Raw genomic sequence first — 19,551 nt, forward strand, 5'->3', positions numbered from 1 at the left:
CGCCCCGGCCGGCTCCGCCCGCCGCAACATGGAGCCGCCGCCATGGACCTGAAGCTCGCCGGCCGCAAGGCCGTGATCACCGGCGCCTCGAAAGGCATCGGCTTCGCCGTCGCCCGCCAGCTGGCGGAGGAGGGCTGCCGGGTCGTGCTGGTGTCGCGCGACCCCGGACGGCTGGGGGCGGCCCGCGCCGCCATCCGCGCGGCGGTTCCTGAAGCGGAGGTCGCGGTCATGGCCGCTGACCTCGCCCGGGACGAAACCCACGCGCCGCTGGCTGAAGCCCATGGCGACGCCGACATCCTCGTCAACAACGCCGGAGCCATCCCCCAGGGCGACCTGCTGGCGGTGGACCAGGCGCGCTGGCGGGAGGCGTGGGACCTGAAGGTGTTCGGCTTCATCGGCGTCACCCGCGCCTTTTACGCCCGCATGGCGGCGCGGCGCGCCGGCGTGATCGTCAACATCATCGGCATGGGCGGCGAGCGGCTGGACGTGAACTACCTGGCCGGCGCCGCCGGCAACGCCTCGCTGATGGCCTTCACCCGCGCCCTGGGCGGCGCCAGCCACCGGGACGGGGTGCGCGTGGTGGGGATCAATCCCGGCCCCATCGCCACCGGCCGCATGGAGACGCGCCTGCGCGCCATCGCCGCGCGGCGCTTCGGCGACGCGGAGCGCTGGCGCGAGCTGACGGCGGAGATGCCGTTCGGCCGCCCCGGCCGGCCGGAGGAGATCGCCGCGGCGGCGGCCTTCCTCGCCAGCGATCTCTCCGCCTGGACCAGCGGGACCATTCTCACCATCGACGGCGGCCTCGCCAACGCGCCGCCAGAACGCTAGCCTTTTTCCCGCCTCGTCCCGCGCCCCGGCGCGGCGGCGACGCCCGACGCTTCCGGAGACAGATCCCCGTGACCACAGACGAACCGCGACGCAACAGCCGCTCCGTGCTCATCGAAAGCGGCGAATGGGCCGGCTGGCGCCGCCCCGACCGCGACACCTTCGACACCCGCTCGGGCCCCTTCTATCACCGGCGCGAGCCGGACGGCTCCATCCGCTGCGCCTTCCGGGTGGAGAGGCGCCACCTCAACGGCATCGACGTGGCCCACGGCGGCTGCCTGATCACCTTCGCCGACCACGCCATCTTCATGTTCGCCCTCGACCACCTGCGCGAGGGGCCCTCGGTCACGGTGTCGCTCAACAGCGAGTTCATCGGCGCCGCCTATGAGGGCGACCTGGTGGAGGCCACCGGCGAGGTGCTCAAGGCCGGCGGCTCCATCCTGTTCGTGCGCGGCGTGCTGAAGGTGGGCGAGCGGCCGGTGCTGAATTTCTCCGGCGTCATCAAGAAACTGAAGCCGCAGGCGGCCATTCCCGCCCCGCGCGATCCCGGCCAGGGCGTGGACTGAGCTCCACCGGCCAGCCCGGCCGCCTCACTCCAGATTGGTGATGACGCGCCGGTTCTGGGCCTTGCAGGCCTCGTCGGCGCAGGCGCGGACGAGGCGGTCCGCCTCGCGGCCGTAGCTCTTGACGCGCAGCCGCCCGGCGGCGACGCCGCGCGCGACCAGATAGTCCATCACCGCCCGGGCGCGGCGCATGCCCAGCTCCAGATTGTCCCGGTCGGAGCCGGGATCGTCGGCGAAGCCCTGGATCTTGGCGCGCCAGTGCGGATAGCGCTTCAGCCAGGCGGCCTGGCTGTCCAGGGTCTCGCGGGCGATGGCGGTCAGCGTCGCCGAGCCTTCCGTAAAGAACACCCGCCGGCCGACATTGACGATGAAGTCCTCGCGGCCGCCGGGGCGGACGTTGACGCCGTCGCCGACCGGCGCGTCGGTGACGTCGGCGCCCGCCGGCGGCCGCGCCGGCAGGACGGCGCGCGGCGGCGGCGCTGCGGGAGCGGCCGCCGCGACCGGCGGCTGCTGCGGCGGCGCGGGCGGCTCTGCCGGCGCGGGCGCCCCGGCCGTCGCGCCGCCGCGCGAAGCGAAGCCCTCGCTCAGGAAGCTGAAGCGTTCGCCCGCGCAGGCGCCGAGCGTCGCGGCCAGGGCGGCGGCGGCCAGGGCGGGGAGACGGCGGCCGGCGGCGGCGTGGATCATGGGCGGAGGACTCCGGATGACGGGCTATAGCGGCGGGCGGGCACGGCCTCAGCCGGCGGCGCGGGCGGCGATGTGCGGCAGCACCAGCACTTCGGCGCCGACCGGGCAGCGCTGGTAGAGATCGATGATGTCCTCGGGGAACAGGCGGATGCAGCCGCTGGAGGCGTCGCGCCCGATGGAGGACGGGTCGGTCGTGCCGTGCAGGCGGTAGCCGGTGTCGCGGCCGTTGGCGGCGAGATAGAGCGCCCGCGGGCCGAGCGGATTGTCGGGGCCGCCCGGCATGTGCTCCGGCAGCTTCGGGTTGCGGCGGCGCATTTCGGCCGGCGGCGTCCAGGCCGGCCACACCGCCTTGCGGTCGATGCGGGCGCGGCCGAACCACTGGAAGCCCTCCTTGCCCACGCCCACGCCGTAGCGCAGCGCCGTCTGGTTTTCAAACACCAGGTAGAGGAAGTGGTTGCGGGTGTCGACCACCACCACGCCCGGCGGCTCGGCCGAGCGGTAGCGCACCAGCTGGCGGCGCCAGCGCGGATCGACCACGGCGAAATTGGTGCGCCGGTAGGTCACGCCATGGTCGGTGGCGACGCCGTCAAACCAGGACGGCTTCGCCGCCCGCGCCGCCGCCGGCGCGGCGCATGCGGCGGCCGCCGCCAGACCGCCCAGCAGAATGTCCCGTCGCGTCGTCTCCATGCCCTGCGCCCCCCGCGCCCGCCGTCGCGACGTCCGCGCCGCCGCGCCGCCTCTCCCCGACGTTTCCCGGCCGGGCGCGCCGCCGGCGGCCCGCCCGTCCCTCACCCCCATTGTGACCGGACGCCGCGCCGGGCGGGCCGCCGCCCGCGCGCCGGCGCGCGTCTGCAGGGCATATCCTCCGGGAAGGGTGAATTTTTCGCTAAGGCGCGGCCGCAGGGCCCGCGCCGCAAGGCGTCCGGCGCCGCCGCGACCGATTGCCGCCGCGCCATGCCCGGCCGCTGTCCTCATGGCTGTCCCCACGGCTGTCCCCACAGCTGTCCCGATGTCAGCGCTTCGCCGCCGGCGTCTCACCGCCTGGCCGGAGCCGGCCCCGGCCAGGGCGGGCCGGACGCCGGGCGCGGCCGGCATGCGCCGCCAGACGGCGCCGGCGGGAGGCGCGGATTGTCGCCAGGGGCCACGGATCAATATTGACTGACGATCGTTGACAATCGTCAGTCATAATTATTTACATCAGGGGCTCCGGACCGCGCCCGCCGGCGCCCCCACGTTCTGGCCACTCCGTGAGACCGGCATGACTGTTTCCGAACTGTCCCGCGCTTTTCCCCGTTCCGCCCGCGCCCGCAGCGCCCTGCTGGCCGCCCTCGCCGGCGCCCTCCTGCTCGGCGGCTGTGACGGCAAGGCGGAAAAACGCGCCGAAGAATCCCGCCCGGTGCTGGTCACCACCGTGACGTGGGAGGACGAGCAGGCCGCCCGCACGCTGGTGGCGGCCATCCGCCCGCGCATCGAGAGCGCCCACGGCTTCCGCGTCGGCGGCAAGGTGGCGCGCCGCCTCGTGGAGGTGGGCCAGCAGGTGAAGGCCGGCGACGTGCTGGCCGAGCTGGACGACGCTGACCTGAAGCTGCAGGCCGAACAGGCCGAGGCCGAGCTGCGCGCGGCCCGGGGCGCGCTGGCCCAGGCCCAGGCGGCCGAGAAGCGCGTCATCGAGCTGCACCGCCAGGGCTGGTCCACCCAGGCGACGCTGGACAGCGCCCGCGCCAGCGCCGAGGAGGCGCGCAGCCGCCTCGCCCGCGCCGAGCGCGCCGTGGAGCTCACCCGCAACAGCATCTCCTACGCCCGCCTGAAGGCGGACGCCGACGGCGTGGTCACCGCCGTGCTGGTGGAGCCCGGCCAGGTGGTGAGCGCCGGCCAGCCCGCCATCCGCATCGCCCGCGACGGCGAGAAGGAGGCGGTGGTGGCCGTGCCGGAGGTGATGCTGGAGCGCGCGCGCAACGGCGCCGCCACGCTGGCGCTGTGGTCGCGGCCGGACCGCGCCTTCCACGCCAGGCTGCGCGAGCTGTCGCCGGCGGCCGACCCGGTCACCCGCACCTATGAGGCCCGTTTCTCCCTGCCGGACGCCGATGAGTCCGTGCAGATCGGCATGACCGGCACGCTGACGCTGAAGTCGCCCTCCTCCGGCAAGGTGGCGCGCCTGCCGCTCTCGGCCCTGTTCAACGAGAACCGGGGGCCGGGCGTGTGGGTGGTCAGGCCCGACGGCCAGGTGGAGCTGAAGCCGGTGACGGTGAAGGGCTACGACAGCCGCCACGTCATCATTTCCGACGGTCCCGCCGCCGGAGAGAAGGTGGTGGCGGTCGGCGTCCACGCCATTGACCCGGCCCGCAGGGTCCGCGTCACCGACAGCCTGACCTTCTGAGGCCGGCCATGAAGGCGTTCAACCTTTCCGCATGGGCGGTGCGCCACCAGGCGCTGGTGCTGTTCCTGATCATCGCCGTCGGCGTCGGCGGGCTGATCTCCTACCTGCGTCTCGGCCGCGCCGAAGACCCGTCCTTCACCATCAAGGTGGTGGTGCTCACGGCCATCTGGCCCGGCGCCACCGCCCAGGAGATGCAGGACCAGGTGGCCGATCCCATCGAAAAGAAGCTCCAGGAGCTGCCCTATTTCGACAAGGTCATCACCTATGTGAAGCCCTCCTTCGTCGCCATGCAGGTAGCCTTCGCCGACACCACCCCGCCGAAGGAGACGCCGGAGCTGTTCTACCAGCTGCGCAAGAAGATGGGCGACCTGAAGCCGTCGCTCCCGGCCGGGCTCATCGGCCCCAGCTTCAACGACGAATACGGCGACGTGGACTCGGTGCTCTACATGATCACCGGCGACGGCGCCGACTACGCCCAGATGAAGAAGGTGGCGGAGGGCCTGCGCCAGGCGCTGCTGCGGCTGAAGGACGTCACCAAGGTCAACCTGTACGGCGCGCAGGACGAGAAGATCTTCGTCGAGTTCTCGCACGCCCGCCTCGCCGCCCTCGGCGTGCCCGCCCAGGCGCTGTTCGACTCGCTGCAGCGGCAGAACGCCGTGACCCCGGCCGGCGTGGTGGAGACCGACGCCCAGCGCGTGCCGCTGCGCGTCACCGGGGCGCTGGACGGCGCCCGCGCCGTGGAGGAGACGCCGGTTGAAGCCAACGGCCGCGTGTTCCGCCTCGGCGACATCGCCACCGTCACCCGCGGCTTCAAGGACCCGCCGGACTACCTGATCCGCCAGCAAGGCAGCCCCGCCATCGGCGTCGGCGTGGTGATGGCGAAGGGCGCCAACATTCTCGATTTCGGCCGCGATGTGCAGAAGGTCGCCCGCGACTTCATGGCGGCGGCGCCCCAGGGCATCCACCTCACCCAGATCGCCGACCAGCCGGTGGTGGTGGAGCACGCCATCGGCGAATTCGTGCGCGCCTTCATCGAGGCGCTGGCCATCGTGCTGCTGGTCAGCTTCATCTCGCTGGGCTGGCGCACGGGCATCGTGGTGGCGCTGTCGGTGCCGCTGGTGCTGGCGCTGACGTTCATCGTCATGGCGGCGATGGGCATGGACCTGCACCGCATCACCCTCGGCGCGCTGATCATCGCCCTCGGCCTGCTGGTGGACGACGCCATCATCGCCATCGAGATGATGGTGGTGAAAATGGAGCAGGGCGTGAACCGGCTGGAGGCCGCCTCCTTCGCCTGGACCTCAACCGCCTTTCCGATGCTCACCGGCACGCTGGTGACGGCGGCGGGCTTCCTGCCCATCGGCTTCAACAATTCGGCCACGGGCGAGTACGCCGGCGGCATTTTCTGGGTGGTGGCGATCTCGCTGGTCGCCTCCTGGTTCGTGGCGGTGATCTTCACGCCCTATCTCGGCGTGAAGCTGCTGCCGGACATGAGCCGGGGCCATCATGACCCGGACGCCATCTACCAGACGCGCATCTACCAGGGGCTGCGCCGGGTGGTGGCCTGGTGCGTCGACCACCGCCTGGTGGTGGTGGCGGCGACGGTGGCGGCGTTCCTGCTGTCGCTGTTCGGCTTCACCCGTGTGGAGCAGCAGTTCTTCCCGATGTCGGAGCGCCCGGAGCTGTTCCTGCAGCTGCGCATGCCGGAGGGCACGGGCATCGGCGCCACCACGCGCGTGGCGCAGAAGGCCGAGGCGCTGCTGAAAGACGACGACGACATCAGGACCTACACCACCTACATCGGCCAGGGCAGCCCGCGCTTCTGGCTGGGCCTCAACCCGCAGCTGCCCAACGAGGCCTTCGCCGAGACCGTCATCCTGACGAGGGACGTCGCCGGGCGCGAACGGGTGAAGGCGAAGCTCGACAGGGCCATCGCCGGCGGCGCCCTCGCCGAGGCGCGCGCCCGCGTCGACCGCTTCAACTTCGGTCCGCCGGTGGGCTTCCCGGTGCAGTTCCGCGTCATCGGTCCCGATCCGGGCAAGGTGCGCGAATACGCCCGCCACGTGCGCGACGTGATGCGCGCCAGCCCCGACATCATCGATCCGCACATGGACTGGAACGAGCAGAGCCCGTCAGTGCGGCTGGTGGTGGACCAGGAGCGCGCCCGCGCCCTCGGCCTGACGCCGCAGGACGTGGCGCAGTCGCTGCAGACGCTGCTCTCCGGCGTCACCGTCACCACGGTGCGCGACGGGGTGGAGAAGGTGGACGTGGTGGCCCGCGCCGCCCCGGGCGAACGCCTCGACCTCGGCGGCGTCAGCGACCTCTCGGTGATGACGCGCAGCGGCGCGGCGGTGCCGCTCTCCCAGGTGGCGCGCCTCGAATACGGCCATGAGGAGCCGATCATGTGGCGGCGCAACCGCGACATGGTGATGACCGTGCGCGCCGACATCGTCGACGGCGTGCAGGCGCCCGACGTGAGCCGGCGGATCTGGCCGCAGCTGCAGGCCTGGGCGAAGGACCTGCCGCCGGGCTACCGGCTGGAGCTGGGCGGCGCCATCGAGGAATCGCAGAAGGGCAACGCCTCCCTCATGCGCCTCGTGCCGCTGATGGTCATCATCATGCTGACGCTGCTGATGATCCAGCTGCAGAGCTTCTCGCGCCTCGCCCTCACCTTCATCACGGCGCCGCTCGGAATCATCGGCGCCACGCTCGGCCTGCTGGTCTTCCGCCAGCCGTTCGGCTTCGTGGCGCTGCTGGGCCTGATCGCCCTCGCCGGCATGATCATGCGCAACACGGTGATCCTAGTGGACCAGATCGAGAAGGACGTGGCCGCCGGCGCCACGCGCCGCCAGGGCATCATCGAGGCCACGGTGCGCCGCTCCCGCCCGGTGGTGCTGACGGCGCTCGCCGCCATTCTGGCGATGATCCCGTTGTCACGCTCGGCGTTCTGGGGTCCCATGGCGACAACGATCATGGGCGGGCTGTTCGTCGCCACCTTCCTCACCCTGCTGTTCCTGCCGGCCGCCTATGCGCTCGCCTTCCGCAGGACGCTGGACAGCCGGGCACCGCAGGCCGCGGCCGGGGACGGGGCGACGGCGACCGTCGCCGCCCGCCCTGCGGCCGCCGTCCCGGCCGGGCCGCAAGCCTGGCCGGGGCGACGCCCGCAGGGGCCGGCCGGGGGATGAAACGCCGCGCGGCGGCCGGGTCCGTCGGGGCCCGGCCGCCGCGCCAGCGCCGGAGCGCATGCAGATGACCAGCATTTCAGGACGCGTCCAGCCCGCCCGCGACAGGGAGACGGAGCCGGAGCGCGCCAGCGACGCCCACGCCGCCGCCCGCGCCCGCGTGCTGGAGACGGCCGAGCGCCTGTTCCGCGAATACGGCTACCAGAAGACCACCGTGGCCGACATCGCCCGCGCCCTCGGCATGAGCCCGGCGAACGTCTACCGCTTCTATGAATCGAAGCGCGCCATCTTCGAGGCGGTGGCCTTCAAACTGCTGCAGGTGGTGGAGACGGCCCTCGCCGCGGTGGCGGAGGAGGCGGCTCCGGCCGCCGACCGCCTGCGCCGCTTCCTGCTGCGGCAGAACGAGCTCTCCACGCAGTATTTCGTCGGCGACTCGCGCATCCGCGACATGGTGGAGGTGGCGGTGAACGAGCGCTGGGACGCCATCGCCGGCCATGCCGAAACCGTGCGGCGCATGCTGGCGCGCATCATCCGCGACGGCGTGGCCGAGGGCGCCTTCGCCTGCGCCGACCCGGACATGGCCGCCGCCTGCGTGATGACCGGCTGGGTGCGGTTCTGCCATCCGGTGATCATGAACGTGGCCGAAGGCGACCAGGGTCCGACGCCGGAGGACATGGCGGCCTTCCTGATGGCCGCCCTGCGCCCGGCCGCCGCGGGCGGCGGCTGAGCGGTCATCCCCACCCGTCCTGGTCTTTCGTCGCAGCGCGCGCATTTGCGCCAGCCCCGCGGCCTTGCGCCCGCGATGCGGATAACGCATTGACGGCGCGAACGATTGACTGGAGGCCCTCATGGCATACCGTTCTCCGTGGATGACCGACGACATCGCCGCGTTCTGCGAGCAGCTGCGCAGGTATCTCCAGACCGAGCTCGCCCCCCACGCCATGCGCTGGCGCGAGCAGAAGATGGTCGACCGCTCCGCCTGGCGCGGCCTTGGCGAAATGGGCGCCCTGCTCTGCTCCATTCCGGAGGAGTACGGCGGCATGGGCCTCACCTTCGCCTGGGACGCCGCCGTCATGCAGGAGCTGGAGACCTGGCTGCCGGAAATGGCCACCGGCGTCAGCGTCCACTCCATCATCACCGCCCACTACATCAACGCCTACGGCACCCATGAGCAGAAGCTGAAATGGCTGCCGAAAATGGCGAAGGGCGAATGGGTTGGCGCCATCGCCATGACCGAGCCGGGCGCCGGCTCCGACCTGCAGGGCGTGCGCACCACCGCCCGGCGCGAGGGCGACCACTACGTCATCAACGGCGCCAAGACCTTCATCACCAACGGCCAGCTGGCGGACATCATCGTCTGCGTCACCAAGACCGATCCGACCAAGGGGGCGAAAGGCATCTCGCTGATCGTCATCGAGACCGAAGGCGCCCAGGGCTTCCGCCGCGGCCGCAACCTCGACAAGATCGGCCTGCAGGCCTCCGACACCTCCGAGCTGTTCTTCGACGACCTGCGCGTGCCGGCGGAAAACCTGCTGGGGCCGGAGGAAGGCCAGGGCTTCGTGCAGCTGATGCAGCAGCTGCCGCAGGAGCGCCTCGGCCTGTCCATCCAGGCCATCGCCGCCATCGAGCGCGCGATCGCCATCACCACTGACTACGTCAAGGAGCGCAAGGCGTTCGGCAAGTCGCTGATCGAGTTCCAGAACACCGCCTTCAGGCTGGCCGAGCGCAAGACCGAGGCGATGATCGGCCGCGTGTTCATCGACTACTGCATCGAGCGGCTGATCGCCGGCGACCTCGACACCGTCACCGCCTCCATGGCCAAGCAGTGGCTCACCGACAGGCAGGGCCAGACCGTGGACGAATGCCTGCAGCTGCACGGCGGCTACGGCTACATGCAGGAGTACGAGATCAGCCGCCGTTACATCGACGCGCGCATCCAGCGCATCTATGGCGGCACGAACGAGATCATGAAGCTGCTTGTCTCCCGTTCGCTCTGAGGCCTCCCGGGGCGGCGGCCCGCAGGCGGGGCGCCGGGCTTTCCCGGCGCCTTTTTCCTTTCTGCCGCCGCTTTTCCCTTTCTGGGCGGCTCTCCTAGCGGCGCGGCGGCGCCCGCCCCGCCGCCCGTCCGCCCTGTCGCCGCCATCCGGCGGCGGGGCCGCGCAGGTCGCGCCCCGTCGCGGCTGGAGGGCCCTGCGCGCATCTGCATGCGCGTCCCCCGCTTTCCATGCGCGTTTCCCGTTTTCCGGTCTGATTTCGCTAACCTTAACGGCGAATTAACCAATCCCCTTCACCAATAACGGCGTCGTGAACGGAACAGGCTGCGGCCTGAGTCGCTGGTGGAGTGGAGTTCCGATGCATCCCGGCAGCATCGCTTTCAGACGCCGTCAATCGCGAGCAGACCGCCGGAGGGACGCCGGCTGGCGAGGCCGGGCGCGCGGCGTCTGCGCCGGCGCCTGCCTCGCCCTCACGCCGGGTCTCGCCGCCGCCGCGGACTGGACAGCCGGCTACGACACGCCGTCAGCCGGCCAGGGCTACGGCGGCGCGCCCAACGCGATCATCGCCATCGACACCTCGGTCACGGCGACGACGACCAATTCGCTGTTCGCCAACACCTCGATCACCGGCGCGCTGACCGGCGACCTCGACCAGAACTCGGGCTGGCGCGCCCGCGTCGAGGGCATCATCGGCGGGTTTGAGTACAACACCACCGACCAGGGACGCATCATCGGCTCGCAGCAGGGCGCCTCGGCGCTGGTCGGCTATGAATGGATCGAGCCGGACGTCCACGTCGCCGCCTACATCGGCTTCAACTGGCAGAACATCAAGCTGGACCCGGTCGATCCCGGCAACAGCACCCGCGGCCACGGCTACGGCCTGCGCGTGGTGGGCGAGCTCTACGCCAACCCCACCGAGTACACCATGACGTCGGCCTACGGCACCTACTCCACCCACGCCAACGCCTTCTACACCCGGTTCAAGCTCGGCTACGCGCTGTGGGACCGCACCTTCATCGGCCCCGAGTTCCAGTTGCTGGGCGACAACTCCTACCGGCAGTGGCGCCTTGGCGCGCACATCACCGGCCTCACCTTCGGGCGCTTCCAGTTCGGCCTGTCCGGCGGCTATCTGCGCGACAGCCGCTCGGGGCCTGGCGGCTATGTGCTTGTGGATTCCCGCGTGACCTTCTGACGCGCGGCCGGCGCCAAATCAGGCCTGATCCCGCCAGACAGCCGGCGAAAGACCGCCGGCGCGACGCTGACGCGTCGCTATCGCATGTTGCAAAAACAATAATTTTGCTTCACTTCACATTTCTGTAACCAACGGCAAGCCATCACGGACACACGCCGGAGGGACGGGACGATGGTCGCAGCGCTTCGCTGGCTCGCCTGGATGGTTCTGGGCGGGCTCACGTTTGTTTTCCTGACGCTTCCTGTCGGGGTGCCGATCCAGCTTGTCCTCGGCCTTGCGGTGATCGTGACCATGATCGCCGTCTGGCTGTTCACGAAGGGCTTCCTGTCGCGCCAGATCTTCCTGGCGCTGGGCACGCTGCTGGTGATCCGCTACGCGTTCTGGCGCATCACCAACACGCTGCCGCCGCCCGCCGACCTGCCCGGCTTCATCGCCGGCGTGACGCTGTTGCTGGGCGAGCTCTACTGCGTGTTCTTCCTGGCGATGACGCTGCTGATCAACGCAGACCCGCTGAAGCGGCCGCGGCCGCGGCGCGTGCCCGACGAAGAGCTGCCGACGGTGGACGTGTTCGTCCCCTCCTACAATGAGGACCCGTCCATGCTGGCGCTGACGCTCTCGGCGGCGCGCGCCATGGACTACCCGCGCGACAAGCTGACCGTGTGGCTGCTGGACGACGGCGGCACCGACCAGAAGTGCTCCGACCGTGACCCGGAGAAGGCCGCCCAGGCGCGCCAGCGCCGCGCCACGCTGCAGGCGCTGTGCGCCGAAATCGGCGCGCGCTACCTGACCCGCGCCCGCAACGAACGCGCCAAGGCCGGCAACATGAACAACGGCCTGCAGCACTCCAGCGGCGAGCTGGTGCTGGTGCTGGACGCCGACCACGTGCCGTTCCGCGAGTTCCTGCGCGAGACGGTCGGCTATTTCGTCGACGATCCGAAGCTGTTCCTCGTGCAGACGCCGCACGTGTTCCTCAACCCGGATCCGGTCGAGAAGAACCTCGACACCTTCCGCTTCATGCCGAGCGAGAACGAGATGTTCTACTCGGTGACGCAGCGGGGCCTCGACAAGTGGAACGCGGCCTTTTTCTGCGGCTCGGCGGCGGTGCTGCGCCGCGCGGCGCTGGAGACCGCCGGCGGCTTCCACGGCGTGACCATCACCGAGGACTGCGAGACCGCCTTCGAGCTGCACTCGCGCGGCTGGCACAGCATCTATGTGGACAAGCCCATGGTCGCCGGCCTGCAGCCGGAGACCTTCTCCTCCTTCATCGGCCAGCGCACCCGCTGGTGCCAGGGCATGTTCCAGATCCTGATCCTGAAGAATCCCGCCTTCAAGCGCGGGCTCTCCTTCATGCAGCGGATCTCCTACCTGTCCAGCATGAGCTTCTGGTTCTTCCCGGTGCCGCGGCTCATCTTCATCTTCGTGCCGCTGGTCTACATCTTCTTCGACCTGCGCATTTTCGTGGCCACGGTGGACGAGTCGATCGCCTTCACCTTCACCTACATGATCGCCTCGCTGATGCTGCAGAATTACCTCTACGGCCGGGTGCGCTGGCCGTGGGTGTCGGAGATGTACGAGACGCTGCAGGGCATGTTCCTCGTGCGCGCCATCGGCGCGGTGGCGGTCAACCCGCGCAAGCCGAGCTTCAACGTCACCTCCAAGAACGACGTGATGGAGGAGGACCACCTGTCGGAGCTGGCCTGGCCGTTCTTCTTCCTGTTCGGCCTGCTGGCGCTGGCGATGGTGGTGGTGATCTACCGCTTCTTCACCGAGCCGGGCGTGTCGGCGGCGATGATCATCGTCGGCCTGTGGAACGCGCTCAACCTGATGATCGCCGGCGCCTGCCTCGGCGCCGTGGCCGAGCGGCGCACGCCGGAGCGCCCGCCCTCGCTGGACATTGAGCGGCGCGGCGTGCTGGTGCTGGGCGGCGAGAAGATCCCGGTGATGATCGACAACGTCTCCAGCGGCGACTGCGTCATCCGCCTCATGGGCGAGAAGCCGGTGGACCTGCCGCCGGGCGATATCCCCGGCCGGCTGCTGATCCAGCCTGTCGGCGCGCTGCCGGCGCGCGACAGCCTGCCGGTGGTATTCTCGGCCCAGGAGCGCCACGGCGACCAGGGCGCCTATCTGGTGCGCTTCGCGGCGCTGGAGCCGCGCCATTACGCCGTGCTCGCAGACCTGATGTACGGCGACCGCACGGCGCTGGCGAAATGGCTCGACAGCCGGCACATGCACATGGACCTGTTCCGCGGCACCGCGCTGATGATGAAGTGGGGCGTGGTGGGCCCGTGGCGCGCGATCAGCTATGCGCTGAAAGGGCGGACGAAGCCGGCGCCGGAAACGGCGGACGCTCCCGCGCCGTCCGGCGCGCCGCGCGAGCTGGCCAGTCCGCCGGAACGGCTGCGCGACATTGCGACGGACCCCGCCTCCGTCCTCTCGGCCAGGTGAGGGAAAAGATGAGCAAGAACGCCCTGCGCCGCCTGACCGCGCTGCCCGGCCGGCTCGCCGCCGCAGCCGGCGCGACGGCGGCCGGCGTGGCGCTCGCGGCGCTTGCGCTGGCGTCCGCCGCCTCCGCCCAGGGGCTGCTCGGCGCGCCGCCCGCCACGGAGCAGGCCCGCCCTTCCGCCAGCGACGCCCTGCTGGAGACGCGGCCGCCGGCACCCGCCGCGCCCGCCGCCCAGGACAGCGGCCGCCCGGCCGCGCCGCCGCCGCTGCTGCAGGGCAGCCGGCCGGTGTTCGGCGTGCCGCCGAGCGGCGTTCCCGGCCAGCGCATCCGCTCCTTCCTGCCGCGCGGCGAAGCGCAGGAGAGCCCGGAGCGCGCGCCGCGCGTGCCCACCACGGACGCGGCTCCCGGCGGCCCCGGCGTTCCCGCCGGCGCCTATCTGCGGCGCATGCCGGTGAACCTGCACGGCTACCGCCTGCGCGGCGAGATCGACGCCACCGAATGGCCGGTCTACCTGACCGACGCCGAGGCGCGCTCGCGCCTGCAGTTCCGCGTCAGCTACCTCACCGCCATCTCGGTGATGCCCGAGGCCTCGGCGCTGACGCTGATCGTCAACGACGTGGCGGTGGGCCAGACCATCCTGCAGGCGCCGAGCGGCGCCCGCCAGGCGGTGTTCGACATTCCGGCCGATCTGGTGCGTCCGGGCTGGAATTCGGTCCGCATCACCGCGGACATGCGCCACCGCGTGGACTGCTCGCTCGGCGCCACCTACGAGCTGTGGACGCAGCTTGATCCGGCCAACACCGGCCTGCTGGTTTACGGAACGCCGCCGCGGGCGATGGACGTGGCCGACGTGGCGTCGCTGTCGCCGGACAGTTTCGGCGCCTTTCCGGTGCGGGTGATCCTGCCCGGCCGCACCACCCTGGAGGGCATGAACCGGGTGATGGCGGCGGTGCAGGCGGTGGCGCTGCGCGCGCGCTACCTGCAGCCGGTGGTGGACGTGGGGCCAGCCGCCGACGGCGACGCCGGCATGAACCTGCTGGTGGGCGTCTACCGCGACATCGCCGCGCAGCCGGGGCTGGAGATGCTGGGCGCGGTGAACGGACCGCGGGTCGTGCTGCTGCCGGGCGCCAACGGCCGGCGGCCGACGCTGGTGATCACCGGCCAGACCGCCGACGACCTGCGCGAGGCGCTCGAGCTCGCCGGCCGCAATGATCCGCCGCGCGGCGCGCCGCCGGGCCTGGCGGCGCTGGCGAACTACCGCGGCCTGAGGGTTGAGGGCTCCGAGCGCATTCCCCTGAGCCGCCTCAACATTCCCAGCATCGAATTCAACGGCCGCCTGTTCCGGGTGTCGTTCGACCTGGTGCTGCCGCCGGATTTCTACACCTCCGATTACGCCAAGGTGCTGCTGCGGCTTGACGGCGGCTATGTCGCCGGTCTTGGCCCGGAGCCGCAGATCTCCATCAGCGTCAACGGCCAGGACGCGGCCACCACCGTGCTGTCGCGGCGCGACGGCGAGGTGTTCCGCCGCAACGAGATCCCCTTCCCGCTCGGCCGGCTGCAGCCCGGCTTCAACCGGGTGGAGATCCTGGCGCGCGTGCCCTCCCCGGCCGACCGCGCCTGCGACCCGGTGGCGATGATCGGCGCGCCCAAGCGCTTCCTGTTGCTGGACACCAGCGAGATCGTCATCCCCACCCTCGCCCGCATGGCGGAGATGCCCAATCTCGCCGTCACCACCTCCTCGGCCTTCCCGCTGACGCTCACCGACGGCGGCCGGCTGTTCCTGCCGTCGCCGGACCGGCATTCGGTGGGCGCCGCGGCCACCATCGCCGCGCAGATGGCGCTGGCCGCCGACCGGCAGCTGAAGCTGGAGGTGATGGTGTCGCCGCCGGCGGACAACGACCTCTCGGCCGTGGTGGTGGCGCCTGTCGGCGCGCTTTCCGACCAGACGCTGCAGGCGGTGAACCTCTCCCCCGCCGCGCTGAAAGGCGCGTGGGAGTCGCGCAAGACGCCAGCCCCGCCCCCTGCGGCGCCGGCGGCCTACAGCCAGCTGGCCCGCCAGCGCGCCGCGCTCACCCGCAACCTGCCCGGCTACTGCACCATGACGCCGCTGTCGGCGCGGCCGCAGGAGCCGGCGACGGCTGACGCCCAGACCGCGGACCATGCGGCGCGCGCCGGCGTCTCCGTGGACGCCACCCAGCTGCCGGAGCGCGACCTGCTGGCCCAGTGGAACGAGAACATCTACGGGCGCACCAGCCTGTTCGCCCAGGTGCGCGACCTGGTGGAGGCGATCGCCGCGGTGGGCGCGCGCATGGCCAGCGAAGCCGTGTCGCTGGCGGGCTTGGGGGACCGCCACGCGCCGCACGCGGCGCCGGCCGCCACCTCGCTGGTGATGGCGCAGCGGGTGCTGTCGGCGCGCCCGGGCTCGGCGCTGGTGGTGGTCACCGGCCCCAACGGCGAGGACCTGGCCAGCGCGGTCCACTGCCTGGTCTCGCCCCAGGTGTGGGCCCAGGCGCAAGGCCAGCAGACCTTCCTCGACGCCGCCAACGGCGACGTGACCACGGTGGAGCCGACCCAGATCACATTTATGCCAACGACAGTTTTTTCACTGGTCAACGCCAGGCTGGTGGCGGCCAGCTGGCTGTCGCACAATCCCGCCATCTATGTGACGGCTTCCGTGCTGGTCGCCGCCTTCCTTGGCGGCGCGACCGCATGGCTGCTGCGCAACGTCGGACGAAAGCAATGATCGACAAGGGCTTCCAGTGGCATCGCCTGTTTCCGGGAGCGCGCCTGCGGCGGCGCCCGCGACCAGGCGCGCTGGCGCGCGCCGGCCTCGCCGCCGGTCTCGCCGCGGCGCTGGCGCTCGCCGCTTTCGCCGGCGCGGAGATGACCATGGCCCAGGACCGGCCGGCCCCCGCCCAGGGCGGCGAAACGGCCGCGCCCGCGGCCGCGGCGCTGCCGGAACTGGAGCTTGACGACCGGGTGATCCCGCTCGGCGGCGCACTGAAAAATCCCGAGCTGTGGGCGGCGTTCAAGGCCCGCTTCGTCACGGACCAGGGCCGCGTCGTCGACACCGCCAACGGCATGATCAGCCACAGCGAAGGTCAGGGATACGGCATGCTGCTGGCGGTGGCCGCCAACGACCGCGAGGCGTTCGAGCGCATCTGGGGCTGGTCGCGCGCCAACCTGATGGTGCGGGACGACAAGCTGCAGGCCTGGCGCTGGGATCCGGACAAGCGTCCCGGCGTCGGCGACATGAACAACGCCACCGACGGCGACATCCTCACCGCCTGGGCGCTGGCGGAGGCCGGCGAATACTGGAACAACGAGGCCTACAAGGTGGAGGCGCGGCGCATCGCCGTCGAGGTCGGCCGCAAGACCGTCCTGTTCAAGACCCGCTGGGGCGCGCTGCTGCTGCCGTCCGTATACGGCTTCGGCGCCGAGCAGCGGCCGGACGGCCCGGTGGTCAACGTCTCTTACTGGGTGTTCCCTGCCTTTCCGCGGCTGTATCTCGTGGCCCCGGAGATCGACTGGAAGGGCGTGAGCCGCACCGGCATGGAGCTGCTGGCCAAGAGCCGCTTCGGCGCGGCGCAGCTGCCCACCGAGTGGATCTCGGCCAGGTCGTCGACGCTGAAACCGGCCGAGGGCTTTCCCCAGAACTTCGGCTACAACGCCATCCGCATCCCGCTGTACATGGCCTGGGCCGGCCTTGGCGGCCGCAGCGACTATGAGCCCTATGTGCGGATGTGGTCCGGCAGGCGCGCCGCCGGCGTGGTGGACACGCGCACCGGCGTCACCCAGGCGATGGGCGAAAGCGGCTACGACGCCATCGCGGCGCTGACGCTGTGCGCGGTCAACGGCGAGCGCGTGCCCGCCGACTTCCTGCAGCCCCGCGCCCACGAGAACTACTATCCGGCGATCCTGCACCTGCTCTCGGTGGTCGCGGTGCAGATGCGCTATCCGCAATGTCTTGGGGAGAACAGACGATGAGCGCGCTGGCCGTCGCCTCCTCGCGGACCAGCCCCCGTCGCGCCCGCGCGGCGCGGCGGCTCGCCCGGCCGCTGGCCCTCGCCTGCCTCACGCTCGGCGGCTTCTGCGAACCGGCGGCGGCGCAAACCCCGCCGGCGACGCTGCTGCGCCAGGCTCCGGCCTCCCAGGCGGGAGCGGCCGGCGCGGGCGCCGCCCCCGACGCACCGACGGTCAAGGCCGGCCAGGGCGCCCCGGACGCGCGCGCCGCCGACGCGGCCGACGGGCGCGTGGTCACCCGTCAGGGCGCGGAGCCGGACACCTCCGCCCTGCGCTATTACGTGCTCAGCCGCCAGAAAGAACGCGCCGACGCAGAGCTGCGCCGCCTGCAGCGCCTTTATCCGGGCTGGACGCCGCCAAAGGAGATTTTTGACGCAGCCGAACCGGCGGCCGGCGACGAGGAGCCGTTCTGGGCGCTGTTCGCCGCGGACCGGCTGGACGAGCTGCTGGCGGCCATCGAGGCGCGCCGCAAGGCCGAGCCCGGCTGGCGGCCGTCGCGGGACCTGGCCGCCAAGGTGGCGCGCAAGGTGCTGCGCCGCGACATTGAGAAGGCCTCCAGCGAGGGCAAGGAGAAGCTGGTGCTGGCCGCCCTGCAGGACTCCGGCCTCGACGTGCGCGATCTCGAGCTGGACCTGCTGTGGCTGGTGGCCGCCGCCCAGGCCCGCTCCGGCCAGCCGGAGAAGGCGATGGAGACCTACCGCCTGATCATGTCCGGCGACTACAGCACGCAGGAGCGCATCGCCACCATCCAGAAAGCCATGACCGTGCTGCCCATGGAGCAGGTGGACGAGCTGGCGGCCATGGCGCGGACGGTGAACGGCGTCAGCGAACTGGAGCCCATCGCCATCGACCTGATCCGCGCGCGCATCAGCGCCTTCCTCAAGGAGGAGCGCAAGACGCCGCTGCCGGCGGAGGAAATGCAGCGCTTCGAGGAATACGCCCGCGCCAGCGAGGACCCGGAGCAGTCCGCTCTCGTCGCCTGGTACTACTACAACCAGAAGGACTACCGGACCGCCTATGAGTGGTTCAAGCAGAGCATGGCCAAAGGCGGCGACGCCATGGTCGCCCACGGCCTCGCCCTCACCCTCGTCAACCTGACCATGTACCGGGAGGCGGAAGAGGTCGCCTACGCCTGGCGCAACGCGCTCATCAACAACATGATCCTTTACATCGACATTCTCGAGCGCGACCTGACCAAGGCGATCCCGCCCTATATCGAGCCGGAGCGGCTGGCGCGCTACGGCCAGGTGACGATGGAGCTCACCTCCGGCGAGGGCGCCCAGGCGCTGGCCTGGTACGCCTACAACTCGTGCCAGTATGACGTGGCGCTGCAGTGGTTCGAGCGGGCGATGGCGTGGTTCCCGAAAGAAGCCACGGCCTATGGCTACGCCCTGGCGCTCGACAGGATGAAGGATCGCAAGACCCTCGCCGACGTCATCAACCGCTACGACGGCCTGTTCTACAAGGTGGTGGAGCTGGTGTTCCCGGACGGAACGCTCAAGCCGCCGACGCCCTGCGACCTGGCGGAGCGCCAGCAGGCGGAGCAGCGCTCGCGCAGGCGCAACCGCCAGACGGCCGAAACCGCCGCCGCCCGCCCGGGCGACAACGCCGCATGGCCGGTCCAGGGGCAGATCCAGGGGCAGATCCAGGATCCGCGCCAGCAGGTCCTGGCCGGCGCCGGGCTGCGCGGCTCGCTGCCGCGCGTGCCGACGCCGGACGCCAGCCTGCCCGCCGGCGTCACCCTCAATCCGGCGCTCCAGCAGCAGCCGCAGCAGGCCTATCCGGCCCAGCCGAAGCTGACGGCGAAGGAGTTCCCCATCAGCGTCAACCCGGCCAATCCGTTGCGCTTCCCGGGCGTCGGCCCGGGCGCGGTGGTGGGCGCGCCATATCGCGTTCCGGCGCCGGGCTATCTGGTGGAGCCGGTGCGGGGCCCGTGGCCGCTGGTGGCGCGGCGGGTGCCGGGCGTCGGCCCCATGCCGTACGAGCGCCATGGCTTCTCGCTGCTGCCGGGCTGGAACGGCGTCACCGCGCCGACCACGCCGAACTACGCCACCCAGCCGGCGCCGTCGGGCACGCTGTGGGCCGACCAGCGCCACGCCGACCAGTACATCGGCGGGCGCTGAGCGCGCATGCAGGAAACGGCGTGTTAAGGCTGTCCGGCGACAATGCCTCCGCGTTTCGCGCGTCCGCCAGGGGCAGGAGCGCGGCCAGGGCGCATGCTGCCCGGAAAGCGTCCAGACACCCGCTTTTTCCGCAGGCGGCGCCATG

13 protein-coding genes are annotated in these 19,551 nt (G+C 71.3%); 11 read left to right on the plus strand and 2 right to left on the minus strand.

Annotated features, from left to right (window positions below):
- Positions 1 to 42: 42 nt before the first annotated feature.
- Both ACFFJB_RS10350 and ACFFJB_RS10355 read left to right on the plus strand, forming a co-directional pair.
- Entirely contained in the window at positions 43 to 828 is a 786-nt protein-coding gene (locus ACFFJB_RS10350) for a short-chain dehydrogenase/reductase (RefSeq protein WP_376831268.1), read from the plus strand.
- 68 nt (positions 829 to 896) lie between these two features.
- Complete coding sequence (locus ACFFJB_RS10355; protein ID WP_376831269.1) at positions 897 to 1,391, plus strand: PaaI family thioesterase; 495 nt, start codon at positions 897 to 899, stop codon at positions 1,389 to 1,391.
- A 24-nt stretch (positions 1,392 to 1,415) separates the two neighbouring features.
- On the opposite strand, the gene ACFFJB_RS10360 is transcribed toward ACFFJB_RS10355, so the two are convergent.
- Together ACFFJB_RS10360 and ACFFJB_RS10365 are read right to left on the minus strand one after the other, a co-directional pair.
- Positions 1,416 to 2,072 (minus strand): OmpA family protein, encoded by a 657-nt coding sequence (locus ACFFJB_RS10360; RefSeq protein WP_376831271.1) that lies wholly within the window; start codon positions 2,070 to 2,072, stop codon positions 1,416 to 1,418.
- Positions 2,073 to 2,120: 48 nt separating this feature from the next.
- On the minus strand, positions 2,121 to 2,759 hold the full coding sequence (locus ACFFJB_RS10365; protein ID WP_376831273.1) for a L,D-transpeptidase: 639 nt from the start codon (positions 2,757 to 2,759) through the stop codon (positions 2,121 to 2,123).
- A gap of 571 nt (positions 2,760 to 3,330) precedes the next feature.
- On the opposite strand from ACFFJB_RS10365, the gene ACFFJB_RS10370 reads away from it, so the two are divergent.
- The 9 genes from ACFFJB_RS10370 (at position 3,331) to ACFFJB_RS10410 (ending at position 19,406) form a co-directional block, all read left to right on the plus strand.
- Positions 3,331 to 4,449: an efflux RND transporter periplasmic adaptor subunit gene (locus ACFFJB_RS10370; RefSeq protein ID WP_376831275.1), complete on the plus strand. Its 1,119-nt coding sequence runs from the start codon at positions 3,331 to 3,333 to the stop codon at positions 4,447 to 4,449.
- 8 nt (positions 4,450 to 4,457) lie between these two features.
- Entirely contained in the window at positions 4,458 to 7,634 is a 3,177-nt protein-coding gene (locus ACFFJB_RS10375) for an efflux RND transporter permease subunit (RefSeq protein WP_376831276.1), read from the plus strand.
- A 64-nt stretch (positions 7,635 to 7,698) separates the two neighbouring features.
- Positions 7,699 to 8,358 (plus strand): TetR/AcrR family transcriptional regulator, encoded by a 660-nt coding sequence (locus ACFFJB_RS10380; protein ID WP_376831277.1) that lies wholly within the window; start codon positions 7,699 to 7,701, stop codon positions 8,356 to 8,358.
- A 121-nt stretch (positions 8,359 to 8,479) separates the two neighbouring features.
- Positions 8,480 to 9,628 (plus strand): acyl-CoA dehydrogenase family protein, encoded by a 1,149-nt coding sequence (locus ACFFJB_RS10385; RefSeq protein ID WP_376831279.1) that lies wholly within the window; start codon positions 8,480 to 8,482, stop codon positions 9,626 to 9,628.
- Between the two features lie 355 nt (positions 9,629 to 9,983).
- Complete coding sequence (gene bcsS / locus ACFFJB_RS10390) at positions 9,984 to 10,817, plus strand: cellulose biosynthesis protein BcsS (protein WP_376831280.1); 834 nt, start codon at positions 9,984 to 9,986, stop codon at positions 10,815 to 10,817.
- A 171-nt stretch (positions 10,818 to 10,988) separates the two neighbouring features.
- Positions 10,989 to 13,262, plus strand: a complete 2,274-nt coding sequence (gene bcsA / locus ACFFJB_RS10395) for a UDP-forming cellulose synthase catalytic subunit (protein ID WP_376831281.1) — start codon at positions 10,989 to 10,991, stop codon at positions 13,260 to 13,262.
- An 8-nt stretch (positions 13,263 to 13,270) separates the two neighbouring features.
- The gene (locus ACFFJB_RS10400) at positions 13,271 to 16,003 is read left to right on the plus strand and encodes a cellulose biosynthesis cyclic di-GMP-binding regulatory protein BcsB (protein WP_376831282.1); all 2,733 of its coding nucleotides are present in this window, start codon (positions 13,271 to 13,273) and stop codon (positions 16,001 to 16,003) included.
- On the plus strand, positions 16,000 to 17,247 hold the full coding sequence (locus ACFFJB_RS10405) for a family 8 glycosyl hydrolase (protein WP_376831284.1): 1,248 nt from the start codon (positions 16,000 to 16,002) through the stop codon (positions 17,245 to 17,247). Before ACFFJB_RS10400 ends, ACFFJB_RS10405 begins: the two co-directional genes overlap by 4 nt.
- A complete protein-coding gene (locus tag ACFFJB_RS10410) occupies positions 17,244 to 19,406 on the plus strand; it encodes a hypothetical protein (RefSeq protein ID WP_376831285.1) in 2,163 nt (720 codons plus the stop codon). The genes ACFFJB_RS10405 and ACFFJB_RS10410 overlap by 4 nt, the downstream gene beginning before the upstream one ends.
- The last annotated feature ends 145 nt before the right edge of the window (positions 19,407 to 19,551 follow it).

Origin of the sequence: Camelimonas abortus, from assembly GCF_042432745.1 — a bacterium.
GTDB classification, from domain to species: Bacteria; Pseudomonadota; Alphaproteobacteria; order Rhizobiales; family Beijerinckiaceae; genus Camelimonas; species Camelimonas abortus.